This is a genomic window from Bradyrhizobium sp. Crot121 (assembly GCF_059512385.1).
The window spans coordinates 69,246-83,081 of sequence record NZ_JCAMOR010000033.1 but is presented as its reverse complement, the minus strand read 5'-3'; the positions used below and the strand labels follow the sequence as shown (position 1 = coordinate 83,081).

Sequence of the window (13,836 nt, the reverse complement as noted above, 5' to 3'; positions counted from 1 at the left end):
CAGTCCCGAGGCTCTCTTTATAAATTTCCTGCGATCCATGTTTGGCCTTGCCTCCGGCTTGTACGTCATGACGCAGCACGCCCAATCGCCATTTGCGCCCCGCAATCGTACTTCCCCCGACCGAGAGATGGTAGCCGAGCCGCTCGAAGAGTGATTAGCCGTCGCCATGGGCGCCGGCATACGCGCTCAGCGGCCTCGGGAGGCCGCTCAGAGGGCCGTCTGGGGTTGGGCGGAGGGCCGATGCCTCGTCCGTGCCTATGGAGGGTTACGGCGGCCCCGCCCAGTCGTCCCCGACCATCGGCCGGTGCATCAACGGCGGGCTCGGCTGAGCGGAGCGCTCCATTGCTCCGCCGTCCACTCTACGCCGCCGCGTAATCATGTGAGGTTTGTGAAGACGGATAGTCGCCACATTTGCGTCGAGGCAGCCTGTCCCGGAAGCGCTAGGGACGCGGGTCTTGAAGTCCCGGCGTGCGCCGGAATTGAGCTAGGCCTGAGCGGGGGGGAATCGGATAATCTCGCTACGAACGTAACCTGCCGCTACGACTTGGCGCCGACTACGCCTGTATGCCCGCAAAGGGACGAACCGTGACCGAACGCTGCGCTTGCACGGCTATGGGTGGCGAGCTTTTTCATTTGGAAACGGCTGCCAAGCTATCGATATCATTAGAGGCCGTTTTCGACATTTTTTCCAAATGCACCTTGAAATCATTGAATAATCAAACTGATTTTGATTCCGCCATTCGGAGGTTCGATCCCTCCCGCCCCAGCCAGGTCAAAAACATCAGTAAAATAAATGGCTTACCGGTTCGGAATATCCGAAGATCGATTGCGTTGACGAAGTCGAACCTCAGAAACTCGAAAAGCGCTCGCCCTCGCTGTTTAAGTCGGCTGAAACCTCAATCACTGCGTACCCCTTCAGTGCGCGGTTTCACGTCAGGCCATTGCTCGATGTAGCGCGCGATCTCGCTTCTCATCACCACCACCGAGTGGCCGTGTTTTCCTTGCTCTGAGATCGCCGCGTGCGATCACGCGGTCGAGTTTCGCAAGCGTAAGGATGCGATCGGCCAATCAAATTAGAAGCAGGGCCTTCTCGTTCGTGGCACTACCAGTTTTGATTCCTCAGCCGATAGGAAACTGGACTCAAAAAAGGGGCGGTCGTCCGACCGGTGTCGCGCGAGGGACGCGCGGAAATTGCCTTGGCGGTAGAGCGCTTCATCCCTAAAATCTTGCCACCGCCGCCAGGTGGTTCGGTAATTGAGCTCAGTCACTGCGGAGTAGAAGCTATGTCCAAGCCGGAAAGCTTCCCAATCGACAAGATTTACGTTCCCGTGAAGAGGAAGAAAGCACTCAAGCCTGAGCTCGTTCAAGAAATCGCGGAAAGTATTTTAGAAATCGGACAACAAGTGCCCATTCTCGTTCGGCCCGACGAAGGCCGGTTCGTTCTGGTCGAGGGACTGCATCGGTTCGAAGCCTGCAAGGCTCTTGGCGAAGGAACTGTCATCGGGGTTCTGGTCTCGGCTGAGATCGTACCCCAAAAGACGCTTTTGTCGGACAGCGCCGAAGCAGAAGCAGAGCGCGACAAGATGGCGCGATTGAAAAGACTGCGCCTCGAAAAGGAGGCTGCCGCGCGATTAGCCGCTGCTTCGGAGGCCGCCATAGAGACGCAGTCTGCAGAGCTTTTGCGAAAACCTTCAGAGAAGGGTATTCGGAACGTTCCCAAGGCATCACGAAGCCAATTAGATCGCAAGACTTCAGGATCGACACCAAGAACGTTGTCGGAATGGCTCACGCAACAAAAGCGCAATGGCGGTCGTTATTGATCGCCCGCTCCGCCGCGGCCCACCGGCCTCAAGCGGGCTTGGGCTAATGGCCATCTACGCAATCGTCTTGAGGTAAAGGCTCGGGTCGAAATATTTGTTGGCCGGGGTGAAATCCTTGATGCCGGCGTTCGCCATGAAGAAATCGGTGGATTGCTGCAGCCAGTTCGTAATCGTGTTGTCGGAGTATCGGTACAGCCGATCTCGAAGCATCCAAGCTTCTTGAAGTTCCGCTTGGTTCTCCGGTCGCGGAGGTGCGGCGGGTCTTCAACACCGCTAGCGATCGCGTCATTTACCTCGGCGAAGTGACCTATCGCGGCGACTTCATTCGCATCGATAGGGATCGATCGAGCAAACGCAAAGCCAAGCGTCGCGTCGGCAGGCTTAGGCGATGACTTTGCCGGGATTCATGAGATTGTGGGGATCGAAGGCTTGCTTCAGGAGCCTCAGCGCGTTCAGCTCTGCTGGTGATTTGTAACGGAGCATCTCCGATCGACGGAGTTGGCCCACGCCGTGTTCTGCGCTGATCGAACCGCCGAGATCGGCGACGATGTCGTGCACAATCCGGTTGATTTCGCTCCGACGTTCATTGAACTGACTGGAGCTAATGCCCAGCGGCGGCATCGGATTATAATGAATATTGCCGTCGCCGAGATGGCCGAACGCAAAGGGACGGATGCCCGGGATTGCGTCCGCCAGCGCAGCGTCGGCACGCGCGATGAACTCAGGCACCTGCGACACCGGGACCGAGACGTCGTGCTTGATGCCGGCGCCACCCGCTTTCTGTGCTTCGGCCTGGCCTTCGCGAAGGGCCCAGAGACGGCGGCGCTGCGCCTCCGAATCCGCAAGCACGCCGTCGATCACCAGGCCTTTTTCCAGCGCCTCGGACAGCATTTGCTCGATCGGATCACGCAGCGAACCCGGCTCGCCCTGGCCGGCAGCCTCGATGAGCACATACCATGGATGTTCCTCGGCAAAGGGTGAAGTCTGTCCCGGCAATGCCACCAAGACCCACTTCATGCATTCGCGCCGCATCAGCTCAAACGCGCTCAGGCTCTCGCCGACGTGGCTGCGGGCAAGGTGGAGGAGATCAAGTGCCGCCGCCGGCGTCGGGACAGCAACGAAAGCCGTGACGATGTCTCGCGGTCTCGAAAACAGCCGCAGTGTGGCGGCCGTGATGATGCCGAGCGTGCCCTCGGCTCCGATAAAGAGTTGTTTGAGATCATAGCCGGTCGAGTCCTTGCGCAAGCCCCGCAGCCCGCTCCACATGCTGCCGTCGGGAAGTACGACTTCGAGCCCGAGCGTCAGAGCGCGCATGTTGCCGTAGCGCAGGACCTGCGTTCCTCCCGCGTTGGTCGAAAGGTTGCCGCCGATCTGGCAGGATCCTTCGGAGGCGAGGCTGAGCGGAAACAACCGGTCGACATCGGCTGCGTGCGCCTGCACCTCTGCGAGCGTCATCCCTGCCTCGACGGTAATGGTGTCGTTCTGCGCGTCGACCGCGCGCAGGGCGCGCATCCGCTCCAGCGAAATGATCACGCTGCGGGGATCGATTGGCTGAGCACCGCCCGCCAGGCCGGTGTTGCCCCCCTGAGGTACCATCGAAATGCCTGCCTTTCGGCATGCGGTCACGACGGCAGAAACTTGGGCGGTGGAGGAGGGGCGCGCGATATATTGCGCGGGTCCCCGGAACGCGCCGTCGAAAGAAACACAATAGCGCTCGAACTCAGCATTCGGCTCGGCCAGGCCTTGGGGCCCAAGAATTGCGCGCAGTCGGTCGCCAAGGTCGTTCGTCAGCATGTCTCCCGTCGCGATGATGTGCACAACGCCGTCTCCCCTTCAGTCAGGTAAAGTCAAAGGCGCCGCGGTGGCGGCGTGTGAGTTGCGCGAGCGCGTCGAGCGATGGTGCGCCGAGCTGTCCCATCGCGGTCTCCAGCTCTTCCTTCAAGAGTCCGGCGACATAGACTGCGCCTCTTTCCCCGAGTCCGCCGAGCCCGAGCAGGAATGCGCGCCCCGCAAATGTACCGCTGGCGCCGAGCGCGATGGCGCGCGCGACGTCAAGGCCCGATCGTATGCCGCTGTCGAACAGGATGGTGGCTCTGGTCCCGACCCTTGCAGCGATAGCGGGAAGGACGTCGATCGCAGCAGGCGCAGCATCGAACTGGCGACCACCATGATTGGAGACCAGGATGCCATCCACTCCCGCTGCAAGCGCCTGTTCGGCATCCTCGGGATGCATGACACCTTTCACGATCAGCGCGCCTGACCAGGCATCCCGCATCCGCTTGATGACATCCCAGGAAAACGTGCCCTTGATCTGGCTCTGTACAAAGCCGGCGGTGTTCGCCAGCGTGGCCGGCTTTTCGACGTAACGCTCCATGTTGCGAAAGGACGGCGTGCCCGCTGTGGCGAGCGCAAGCAGCCACGGCGGCGACAGAGCCACGTCCAGGATGGTTCTTGGCGTAGGACGGAATGGGACCACCAGGCCGTTGCGCAGATCACGAGGACGCTTGGAGCGAACCGGCGCATCCAGCGTCGCCGCCAGCACCCGCACGCCAGCCGCGCCTGCCCGCTTGATCAGATCGAAGGTGACGGCGTGGTCGTCGGCCGGCAGTCCGTAGAGCTGAAACCAGGCATAGGGACCGGCAAGCTCGGCGACATCCTCGATCGTGGCGGTGGCGAGCGTGCCGGCAATGTAGGGAATCCTTGCCTTGCCGGCTGCGCTTGCGAACATCCGCGTGGCGCCGGGCCAGATAATGCCGTCGACTCCCACAGGAGAGATGCCGATCGGCGCCGCGCAACGGACGCCGAACAGCTCAACCTCAGTGCTAACGGGACCAGGCTTGCCGTAGCGGGGGACCAGCTCCACCGCATCGAGCGCCAGTCGATTGCGCCGGGTGTTCAGATCGTCACCCGTTCCGCCCTCGAGAAAATCGAAGGCAAAGCGCGGGATGCGGCGACGGGCGCGGCGCTCGATGTCATCCAGCGTGGGCAAACGCTGACGCAAGCGAGCCTCGGGGCTTGTTCCGCTGCCGGCACCCCAGGCTTGCGCGCGCGGTGAGGAGCGGCGAAGATCGCCGGTCATGAGAAAGCGTCCTTGGTTGCGTGACCCCCGCTTCTCATAGGATGCGTCTCGTCATCACCGCAAATAATTAGAGATGATGACAGCGATAGCTTCTGATGATTGCCGGCAGGATGGCTACCGCGACTTGGCGCGCCGTATAGCCCGGCGCCTCGCTGTATCTCCGGAAGCCGGCTGCACATAGTTGCTTGCCGATGTCGCGGCCTCGAGCAGGTCGTGGCGGATGATGTCTAGCACGGCTCTGGCGGCGGCGGACACCATTCGGCGCGGATGATGAACCCAGGCGATCGATCGGACGATGCGCGGTTCGGCGAAGCGGTGCGCTCTCACCCTGCCGTCCGCCAGGGATTGTTGAAGTGCAATCGTGGGCAGCACGGTCACGAGATTGGTGGAGGCGATCACGTCGCACACCGCGGGTAGCGTGTCGAGCTCCAGCCTCGGCTTCAATTCGATGCCGGCCGTGGTGGCGTGCTCCTCGAGGATCATGCGCAGGCCGTGCCGTTTCGATGGCATGACCAGGTCGAACTCGGCGAGATGCCCGAAACGCAGGTTCGTCGGTGGCTTGATCGGCGCATCCTTTCGGCAGGCGAACACCATCTCTTCGTCCATTACATGGTGCGTGGCGAGCGAAACGCGCCGGCGCGGCACGTTGATTAGCGCAAAGTCGAGTTGCCCGGAATTCACCCAGTCGGTCAAGGTTTCCGTGTATCCCTCGCAGGCCGAGAGCGTGATTTCCGGATAGAGATGCGCAACGGTTGCGGACGAACTCGCCATCGTGCTCTGCGCCACCGAGGTAATCAGTCCGACCGATACCCGGCCGGAAATACGGCCGTTGAGCCGCGCCATTTCCTGCTTGGCATATTCGACGTCGCGCACGATGGGAAACACGAGCCGGGAGAACGCTTCGCCGGCGACCGTCAGCGTCATTCCGTTGATGCTCCGCTCGAACAGCTTTTGGCCAAGCTCGGCCTCAAGTTTGGCGATCTGCATGCTGAGTGCCGGCTGTACGATGTTGAGCTGGCGGGCTGCGCGGGTCACGTTCCTCTCTTCCGCCAGGCAAAGGAAGTATTGCATCTGCCTGAGTTCCATTGGTTTTTTCCTTCCTGTCCTCGACGACGCGCCGGTGCTGTAGGCTGCCGCTGGGCATCATTTTGGATGATTGAGTTTATCATCAATCATTATTTGTACTGATCTTAGCTTGCCTCTACTGTCCGTTCAAACAGCTTGACGCGCCTGCAGCCCGAAATCGGGGCACCGCACCGCCCAGGCAAACAACATTCATTTCGATGGCCGCGACGCCTGGCGTCACTTGCGTCGCGGCAGCAGGGAGCAGAAGCGAAACGTCATGCAGGATCGGACGCCCTCACGGCTGATTATCGGCATCTCCGGAGCCTCCGGCGTCGTCTACGGCGTGCGCTTGCTGCAATTGCTCCGCAACGCCGGTGTCGAAACGCACCTGGTGATGTCGAAGACGGCGGAGCAGACCTTCGCCTATGAAACCGACCTGAAGATCGCCGAGGTGAAGGTGCTGGCCGATTTCAGCCACGCCATCGACGACATGGCGGCTTCGATCTCCAGTGGCTCGTTCCGCACGGCGGGCATGATCATCGCGCCCTGTTCGATGCGATCAATGTCGGAGATCGCGTCCGGCGTCACCACCACGCTCCTGACCAGGGCCGCCGACGTTGTGCTCAAGGAGCGTCGCCGGCTGGTGTTGATGGTGCGCGAGACGCCGCTGCACACCGGCCACCTGCGTACCATGACCGCGCTTTCAGAGATGGGAGCGATCATCGCGCCGCCGGTGCCGGCGTTCTATGCCAAGCCCGACAGCCTGGACGACATGGTCGAGCATACGGTCGGGCGCGTGCTCGACCTGTTCGACATCGACATCGGCGTGGTGCGCCGCTGGGGCGAGGACGAGGCGTTGAAGCGTCGTTCGCCGCGAAAAATTGCTCCCTATGCTTGAAGAAGACCACGGAAAGGATCGCCATATGCGGACCGAGAACCTGGCCAGAGCCGCTGCGGCGGAGGCGCCGAAAGACTTGCGATCATGGCTCGCTCACCTCGCCGAGCGCGGCAAACTCGCGGTTGCTCGCGAGGGAGTAGGGCTTGCCGATGAGCTCGCTGCCGTTTCGAAAGGGCTGGAGCGTGACCGCGCGGTGTTGTTTCCAAAGCCCGGCGGGCACGACATTCCGGTGGTCTCAAATCTGTTCGCGGCTCGCGACTGGGTCGCCGATTCCATCGGCGTCAGCGAGGAGCAATTGCTGACGCGTTTCCTCGCGGCGGCGCGCAATCCGCTGCCGAGCCGTGAAGTGGCAAGCGGGCCGGTGCAGGAGGTTGTCCACAACGAGGTCGATCTCCTCCGGCAGCTGCCGATCCCGAAACATAATGAGCGCGACAGCGGCCCCTACATCACGGCGGGGCTGTTGATAGCGCGCAATCCGCGCAACGGCATTCAGAACGTCTCGATCCATCGCTGCCAGATCAGCGGTCCGAACCGGATCGGCGTTCTGTTGTTGCCACGGCACACGCTGTCCTATTTCCGCATGGCTGAGGAAGCTGGTGAGGCACTCGAAATCGCCATCGTCATTGGGGTTCATCCGGCCCTGCTCCTGGCGTCGCAGGCGATTGCTGCGCTGGACGAAGACGAGATGGCGATTGCCGGCGCGCTGCTCGGTCACCCCGTCGATGTCGTGAAATGCAAGACCAACTCGGTCCGCGTTCCCGCCCATGCGGAGATCGTGATCGAGGGACGAATTCTTCCCCGCGTGCGGGAGCCCGAGGGGCCGTTCGGCGAATTTCCCCAGTACTACGGGCCGCGTGCGGATCGCGAGGTGATCGAGGTCGACATGGTCACTCACCGCGCTCAGCCAATCTACCATACCATCGTCGGCGGTGGTTACGAGCATCTCATTCTCGGCGGCGTACCGCGCGAGGCGACGCTGGTGCAGCATCTGCGGCGCAGTTTCCCGAACGTGCTCGATGTACGTCTCACCCGGGGTGGCACCTGTCGGTATCATCTTGCCGTCAAGATCGACAAGATTGCCGACGGCGAGCCGAAGAACATCATCATGGCTGCCTTCGGCGCTCACTATGACATCAAGCAGGTCATAGTCGTCGACAAGGATGTCGACATTGGTGATTCCGAGGAGATCGAATGGGCGGTCGCCACCCGCTTCCAGGCCGACCGCGATCTCCTGGTCGTCTCCGGCGCGCTCGGCTCCAAGCTCGATCCGACAACCGACAAAGGGATCAGCGCCAAGATGGGGCTCGATGCGACCGTGCCGGTCGATGCGCCCGAGCTCGATTTCAAGCGCATCCATGTCAAGGGCGAAGAAGAGGTCGACCTCGCGACGGTCTTGCAAAAAGATCCGAATGCCGCCTTCTCCCGCGTTCTTGCACGAGCGCGATAGGCAAGGGGCTGATCCGAACACGTTAACAACGCAGCGCGCCCGCAAGAGTGCGGTCGCAGGTAACATTGGGAGGTGATTGATGCTCTCTAGGATGATCCGTGCGAGTTTGGTTTTCAGTGCTGTGGCGGCATCGAGCTTGGTGCCCACGTGGGCGAAAGCGGCCGATGACGTCAAGGTCGCCATCAACAACGTGGTCAGCGATGTTGTCTTTCACCTTGCCGCCGAACGCGGGTTCTTTGCCGAACAGAATCTCAACGTCACCCTGGTCAGCTTCGATTCCGGACCGAAGATGATCGCGCCGCTCGGCGCGGGACAGATCGACGTTGGCGCAGGTGCATCTTCCGCGGGGCTCTACAATGCGGTGGCGCGCGGCATCAATGTGAAGGTCGTAGCCGATAAGGGCTCGACGCCACGCTCTTACGATTACATGCCGCTGCTCGTCCGCAAGGCGCTGGTCGACAACGGCACCGTCAAGACCGTTGCAGACCTGAAAGGAATGAAATTCGGCGAGGTTGGACCGGGAGCCGCGACCAATGCAAAGCTTAGCCACATCCTTGGTGGTGCAGGGCTGACCTACAAGGACGTTACGCACAACTATATCAACTATCCCCAGCAGATCGCAGCCTTCACCACCGGTGCAATCGACGCGGCGATCACGACGGAGCCGTCGGTCACGCAGGCGATCAATAGCGGCGTCGCCGTGAAGTTCGTGGCGGATGGCTATCCGGATCAGCAGGTTGCCGTGCTGCTCTATGGCGGTGACTTCATCGCCAAGCGTCCGGCCGTCGCCGAGCGGTTCATGGTCGCCTACCTCAAGGCGGCGCGCATCTACAACGATGCCACCGCTGGCGGAAAATTCACGGGCAAGGGCGTCGACCAGGTGATTCAGACCATCATGAAAAGCACCGGCCTGAAGGATCCGGAGCTGTTTAAGAAGATGGTGCCGAACGGGATTGATCCGGATGGCAAGGTTAACGTGAAGAGCATGGCGGACGATCTGAAGTTCTTTGCCGACAACGGCTATCTGGAGCGGCCGGGCAAGGTCGAGGACGTTGTCGACGCCTCGTTTGCTGACAAGGCGGTGCAGAAGCTCGGCTCCTACAAGCCTGCCGAAAACTGACGGCAAAGAAGGATACGTCATGGCTATTGCGAACGTGTTGAATAAGCAGGGGCGGCCGGAACTGGTGCCGTCGACGCCGCAACTGTCCCTTTCGGGTGTCAGCAAATATTTCGGATCGTCGGGTTTCGTAGCCCTCGACGGCATCACCATCGATATTCCGCAAGGGCAGTTTTTCGTGATCGTCGGCCCGAGCGGCTGTGGCAAGACCACACTGCTGCGCATCCTTGCCGGGCTCGATACTCAGAGTTCAGGCACCGTCGCCGTCAACAGGACCGATGAGAAGCGCCCGGTCAATTCCATGATCTTCCAGGGCGACTCGCTGTTCCCCTGGATGACGGTATTCGATAATGCCGCCTACGGCCTGCGTATGCGGCGTGTCCCTGAGGCGCAGGTGTCCGACACGGTCCGCACGTGGCTCGAGCGGATCGGCCTGTGGCGGTTTCGCGACCGCTATCCCAACCAGCTATCGGGTGGCATGCGTCAGCGTGTGTCGATCGTGCGAGCCTTCGCCAATGATCCGGAAATCCTGTTCATGGACGAACCGTTCTCGGCGCTGGACGAGCAGAACAAGCTGCTGCTTCATGAGGAATTGCTGCGGATCTGGGAAGCGACCAAGAAGACGGTCGTATTCATCACCCACAGCGTCGACGAAGCAGTCACGCTCGGTGACCGCATCATGATCATGACCGCCAATCCCGGGCGCGCCAAGGCCGTGCTCGATGTGCCGTTTCCGCGTCCGCGGAATGTGCTGGAACTCCGGCAAAAACCTTCCTATGGCGATCTCGTGTTCCATATCTGGGAGCAATTGCGCGAGGAGGTACAGCGCGCGCGTCAAAACGCGGAAGGAGAGAAGGCATGAGCGCCGAGGTCAAAGGCCGTGACAGGGTAGTCGGTGTCCTCACGCCCATCGTGCTGTTGGGCCTCTGGGAGCTCGCGGCCCGATTTGGGCTTCTCGATGCGCGCTTCTTTCCGCCGCCATCGGCCATCGTTCATCAGTTTGCCGCGTTGGTCGCTTCCGGCGAGCTTGGCGCCAATGTCCTCGCAAGTCTCAAGCGCCTCGCGCTCGGCATGCTGCTCGGCGGCGTGCCCGCGTTGTTCCTTGGTCTTGCCATGGGCATATCGCGGCCGCTGCGTGCGGCGATCGATCCCTTGATCTCGGCCACCTATCCGATCCCGAAGAGCGCCATCCTCCCGCTGGTGCTCTTGATCTTCGGTCTCGGTGAAATGTCGAAGGTGGTCATGGTCGCGCTGGGCGCGTTCTACCCGATCATCATCAATACGGTGGTCGGCGTCGCCAACATCGACAAGATATACCTCGATGTCGGGCATAATTACCGGGCCAACCGGTGGCAGGTGTTTCGGACCATCGCCTTGCCCGGAGCGTTGCCCTCGATCATGGCCGGTGTCAAACTGGCGGTCGGCATGGGGCTGATCCTGATCGCGATTTCCGAGATGGTCGCCGCCAATGACGGCGTCGGCTACATGATCTGGAATGCCTGGCAGGTGCTGACGGTCGATACGATGTATGTCGGGCTTCTCGTGATCGCGGTGCTCGGATTCCTGTTCTCGATCGTGCTCGATGAGATCGAACATCGTCTCGTTCCCTGGAAACGAAGGGCATGATCGATGGCCAGCTCTCTGTCATCAAGCAATCGTCGGGTGAGCAACGATCGATGTTGACGACGTCAGGCCCGCGCAGCGGTGGCGAAATCCTCATCGATACGCTGAAGATCCACGGCGTCGACACGGTATTCTGCTTGCCGGGGGAAAGCTTTCTGGCCGCAATCGATGCGCTGGCCGGTGACGGCAACGCGATCCGGACCGTCGTGACGCGTCATGAGGCTGGCGCGGCTCACATGGCCGAGGCCTATGGAAAGCTGACCGGGCAGCCCGGTATCTGCTTCGTGACACGAGGGCCCGGCGCAAGCCACGCCGCGATCGGCGTGCATACGGCTTCGCAGGATTCGACGCCGATGATCCTGTTCATCGGGCAGGTTGCCCGCGGCATGCTGGGACGCGAAGCGTGGCAGGAAGTCGATTTCCGCCAGATGTTCGGCGGCATGGCGAAGTGGGTCGTGGAGATCGACCGCGCCGAGCGCATCCCGGAATTGGTCAGCCGCGCCTTTCATGTCGCGGTCTCGGGCCGCCCGGGTCCGGTCGTGGTCTCGCTGCCGGAGGATATGCTGGCCGAGGAGGTCGTGGCTGCGGATGCCAGGCCGTATCGGCGGTCTGCGGCGCATCCGAGTGCTGATCAGCTCTCTCGGCTCGTCGAGATGGTAGCGGATGCGGAGCGGCCGCTTGTTATTGTCGGCGGCGGCGGGTGGAACGCGCGAGCCTGCGAGGACCTCAAGACCTTCATCGAGCTGTTCGATCTGCCCGTTGTCGCGGGCTTCCGGCGGCAGGATATGTTGGATAACCGCCATCCAAACTACACCGGCCACGCCGGGCTTGGACCGAGTGCAGCATTGGTCCGGCGCATTCGCAGTGCCGATCTCATCATCGCCATCGGCGGACGGCTCGGCGAGACGACGACGTCCGGATACACCTTGTTCGAAGTGCCCCGGCCGTCGCAGCGCTTCGTTCACGTGCATGCCGATCCGAACGAGCTCGGCCGTGTCTATCAAGCCGATCTCCTGGTCAACGCTGGCATGCCGGAGTTTGCCGCGGCCGTCGCGCGACTGCAGCCGTCCGACGGATCGCAGGCAACCAGGAGCCTGCAACGGAAGGCCTGGGTTGCGGCAGGCCGTGCCGAATTCGTCTCCGACCAGACGCCGGGATCAATGCCGGGCCCGGTTGATCTGGGCGCAGTGATGCTGCATTTGCGCGAGGTGCTCCCCGCGGACGCGATCATCTCGAATGGTGCCGGCAACTATGCCATCTGGGTGCACAAATTTCACTGCTATGGCGGCTTCAGGACCCAGCTTGCGCCGACCTCTGGATCGATGGGTTATGGCCTGCCGGCGGCAATCGCCGCCAAGCTGGCGCATCCCGAGCGCACTGCTGTCTGCTTTGCGGGCGACGGCTGCTTTCTGATGAGCGCGAACGAGCTCGCCACGGCGGCGCGACATGGGCTCGGCGTCATCGCGATCATCATCAACAACAGCATGTACGGCTCGATCCGCATGCACCAGGAGAAGGAATATCCCGGACGGGTACATGCGACGGCGCTGGACAATCCGGATTTCGCAGCGCTCGCGCGGGCCTTTGGCGGCTATGGTGAACTTGTGCTGGAAACCGATGCCTTTCCCGCAGCATTTGCGCGGGCCCGGGCCTTCGCCGATGAAAAAAGCAAACCCGCCATACTGGAGCTCAGGATCGATCCGGAAGCGATTACGCCCACTGCAACGCTGACGCAATTACGCGAGCGTGCGCTCGCTGCGCGCGATGTTGCTCCGCAACGATGATGGCGTGCCGTGGCTGCCTCTCGGATTGACAGATCATTCGACTTGTGCTGACGGGAAAGGAAGCAACAACGACGTCTGAAGGGAGGCCTTGATGTCGACAGCTCTGCGCATCGCTCATGGCGCCTTCGGCAGGGTCGCGCTGCTGGATATGGATCGTTCGCTGGTGCGCCATGCGCATCCGCATTGCCATGTCCTGCTGAAGGTCGAAGGCGCCGATACACAGTTCCTGGTGGGAGATAGGGTCTATCCGCTGACCGACACATGCGCCGTGCTCGTCGACGGCTGGAAGCCGCACGCCTATGTTCACGATCCCGCGCGGCCGCGAACCCTCATTCTGGCGCTTTATATTGAACCTGAATGGTTGAAGGAGTTCCGGCCCGGATGGGCCGCGAGCGGCGCGCCGGGTTTCTTCGATCAGCCGTCCGGGGAGGTCTCGCCGCGGATCCGGCAACTCACGATGCATCTCGCCACCGACATGATGTCGCATCCGGACTGCGTCCGTGCCCATGAGCAGACCCTCTCGGACCTGATGATCGCGGTGATCGAGCGCTTCACACCGTGGCGGAGCTTTCCCAATTCCATCCGCGGCATGAACGCGATGTCGTGCGACTGGCGGATCCGGCGCGCGACGGAAGTGATTCGCGCGCAGGAGGGAGCCCACGCCAACGTCGATCAGTTCGCGAAGGGCGCAGGGCTGTCGCGGGCGCAGTTCTTCCGCCTGTTTGAATCCTCGCTCGGGGTTTCGCCCAAGATCTATCTGAACGTCGTGCGGATGGAGCGGGCGCTTGATGCCGTGATCCACCAGGATACGTCGGTCACTGATCTCAGTGAGCGCTTCGGCTTTCCGGAGCCGGCGCATTTCACCCGCTTCTTCCGCGATCACGCCGGAGTCGGCCCGCGCGAATTTCGCAACGTCTCGCGGCTTGCAAGTTGATATTGCGGCGCACACTCCGAAATGAGACGATTTGGTAGGTCGTGAGATCGGGCGGTATGGCCCGCATGG

At 61.7% G+C, this 13,836-nt stretch carries 13 protein-coding genes; 9 read left to right on the top strand and 4 right to left on the bottom strand.

The features are described from left to right. Nucleotides 1-1,283: 1,283 nt before the first annotated feature. On the top strand, nucleotides 1,284-1,820 hold the full coding sequence (locus AC5ZGW_RS26050) for a ParB N-terminal domain-containing protein (RefSeq protein ID WP_130225001.1): 537 nt from the start codon (nucleotides 1,284-1,286) through the stop codon (nucleotides 1,818-1,820). 54 nt (nucleotides 1,821-1,874) lie between these two features. Here AC5ZGW_RS26050 and AC5ZGW_RS26045 read toward each other — a convergent pair whose 3' ends face one another. Continuing rightward, the gene (locus tag AC5ZGW_RS26045) at nucleotides 1,875-2,030 is read right to left on the bottom strand and encodes a hypothetical protein (RefSeq protein ID WP_245474622.1); all 156 of its coding nucleotides are present in this window, start codon (nucleotides 2,028-2,030) and stop codon (nucleotides 1,875-1,877) included. Here AC5ZGW_RS26045 and AC5ZGW_RS26040 point away from each other — a divergent pair. After that, nucleotides 2,006-2,212, top strand: a complete 207-nt coding sequence (locus AC5ZGW_RS26040; protein ID WP_349645060.1) for a UTRA domain-containing protein — start codon at nucleotides 2,006-2,008, stop codon at nucleotides 2,210-2,212. The two genes, AC5ZGW_RS26045 and AC5ZGW_RS26040, sit on opposite strands and share 25 nt — an antisense overlap. Here AC5ZGW_RS26040 and AC5ZGW_RS26035 read toward each other — a convergent pair. From AC5ZGW_RS26035 to AC5ZGW_RS26025, 3 genes are all read right to left on the bottom strand, one after another. Continuing rightward, on the bottom strand, nucleotides 2,202-3,638 hold the full coding sequence (locus tag AC5ZGW_RS26035; RefSeq protein ID WP_245474623.1) for an FAD-binding oxidoreductase: 1,437 nt from the start codon (nucleotides 3,636-3,638) through the stop codon (nucleotides 2,202-2,204). The two genes, AC5ZGW_RS26040 and AC5ZGW_RS26035, sit on opposite strands and share 11 nt — an antisense overlap. A 19-nt stretch (nucleotides 3,639-3,657) precedes the next feature. Further along, complete coding sequence (locus AC5ZGW_RS26030) at nucleotides 3,658-4,899, bottom strand: alpha-hydroxy acid oxidase (protein WP_130225002.1); 1,242 nt, start codon at nucleotides 4,897-4,899, stop codon at nucleotides 3,658-3,660. Between the two features lie 114 nt (nucleotides 4,900-5,013). After that, nucleotides 5,014-5,985 (bottom strand): LysR family transcriptional regulator, encoded by a 972-nt coding sequence (locus AC5ZGW_RS26025; RefSeq protein ID WP_130225003.1) that lies wholly within the window; start codon nucleotides 5,983-5,985, stop codon nucleotides 5,014-5,016. A gap of 256 nt (nucleotides 5,986-6,241) precedes the next feature. Between AC5ZGW_RS26025 and AC5ZGW_RS26020 the strand changes: the two genes are divergently transcribed. The 7 genes from AC5ZGW_RS26020 (at nucleotide 6,242) to AC5ZGW_RS25990 (ending at nucleotide 13,767) form a co-directional block, all read left to right on the top strand. Beyond that, on the top strand, nucleotides 6,242-6,862 hold the full coding sequence (locus tag AC5ZGW_RS26020; protein ID WP_028165748.1) for a UbiX family flavin prenyltransferase: 621 nt from the start codon (nucleotides 6,242-6,244) through the stop codon (nucleotides 6,860-6,862). A gap of 25 nt (nucleotides 6,863-6,887) precedes the next feature. Continuing rightward, on the top strand, nucleotides 6,888-8,309 hold the full coding sequence (locus AC5ZGW_RS26015; RefSeq protein WP_130225004.1) for a UbiD family decarboxylase: 1,422 nt from the start codon (nucleotides 6,888-6,890) through the stop codon (nucleotides 8,307-8,309). 79 nt (nucleotides 8,310-8,388) lie between these two features. Beyond that, the gene (locus tag AC5ZGW_RS26010; protein WP_080663838.1) at nucleotides 8,389-9,429 is read left to right on the top strand and encodes an ABC transporter substrate-binding protein; all 1,041 of its coding nucleotides are present in this window, start codon (nucleotides 8,389-8,391) and stop codon (nucleotides 9,427-9,429) included. A 19-nt stretch (nucleotides 9,430-9,448) separates the two neighbouring features. Next, on the top strand, nucleotides 9,449-10,288 hold the full coding sequence (locus AC5ZGW_RS26005) for an ABC transporter ATP-binding protein (RefSeq protein ID WP_028165745.1): 840 nt from the start codon (nucleotides 9,449-9,451) through the stop codon (nucleotides 10,286-10,288). After that, nucleotides 10,285-11,052: an ABC transporter permease gene (locus AC5ZGW_RS26000; protein ID WP_130225005.1), complete on the top strand. Its 768-nt coding sequence runs from the start codon at nucleotides 10,285-10,287 to the stop codon at nucleotides 11,050-11,052. Before AC5ZGW_RS26005 ends, AC5ZGW_RS26000 begins: the two co-directional genes overlap by 4 nt. Before the next feature lie 50 nt (nucleotides 11,053-11,102). Then, nucleotides 11,103-12,833 carry a thiamine pyrophosphate-binding protein gene (locus tag AC5ZGW_RS25995; RefSeq protein ID WP_130225051.1) on the top strand — a complete coding sequence of 577 codons (1,731 nt, stop codon included), beginning with the start codon at nucleotides 11,103-11,105 and terminating at the stop codon, nucleotides 12,831-12,833. Nucleotides 12,834-12,924: 91 nt separating this feature from the next. Next, a complete protein-coding gene (locus tag AC5ZGW_RS25990; protein WP_028165742.1) occupies nucleotides 12,925-13,767 on the top strand; it encodes an AraC family transcriptional regulator in 843 nt (280 codons plus the stop codon). The last annotated feature ends 69 nt before the right edge of the window (nucleotides 13,768-13,836 follow it).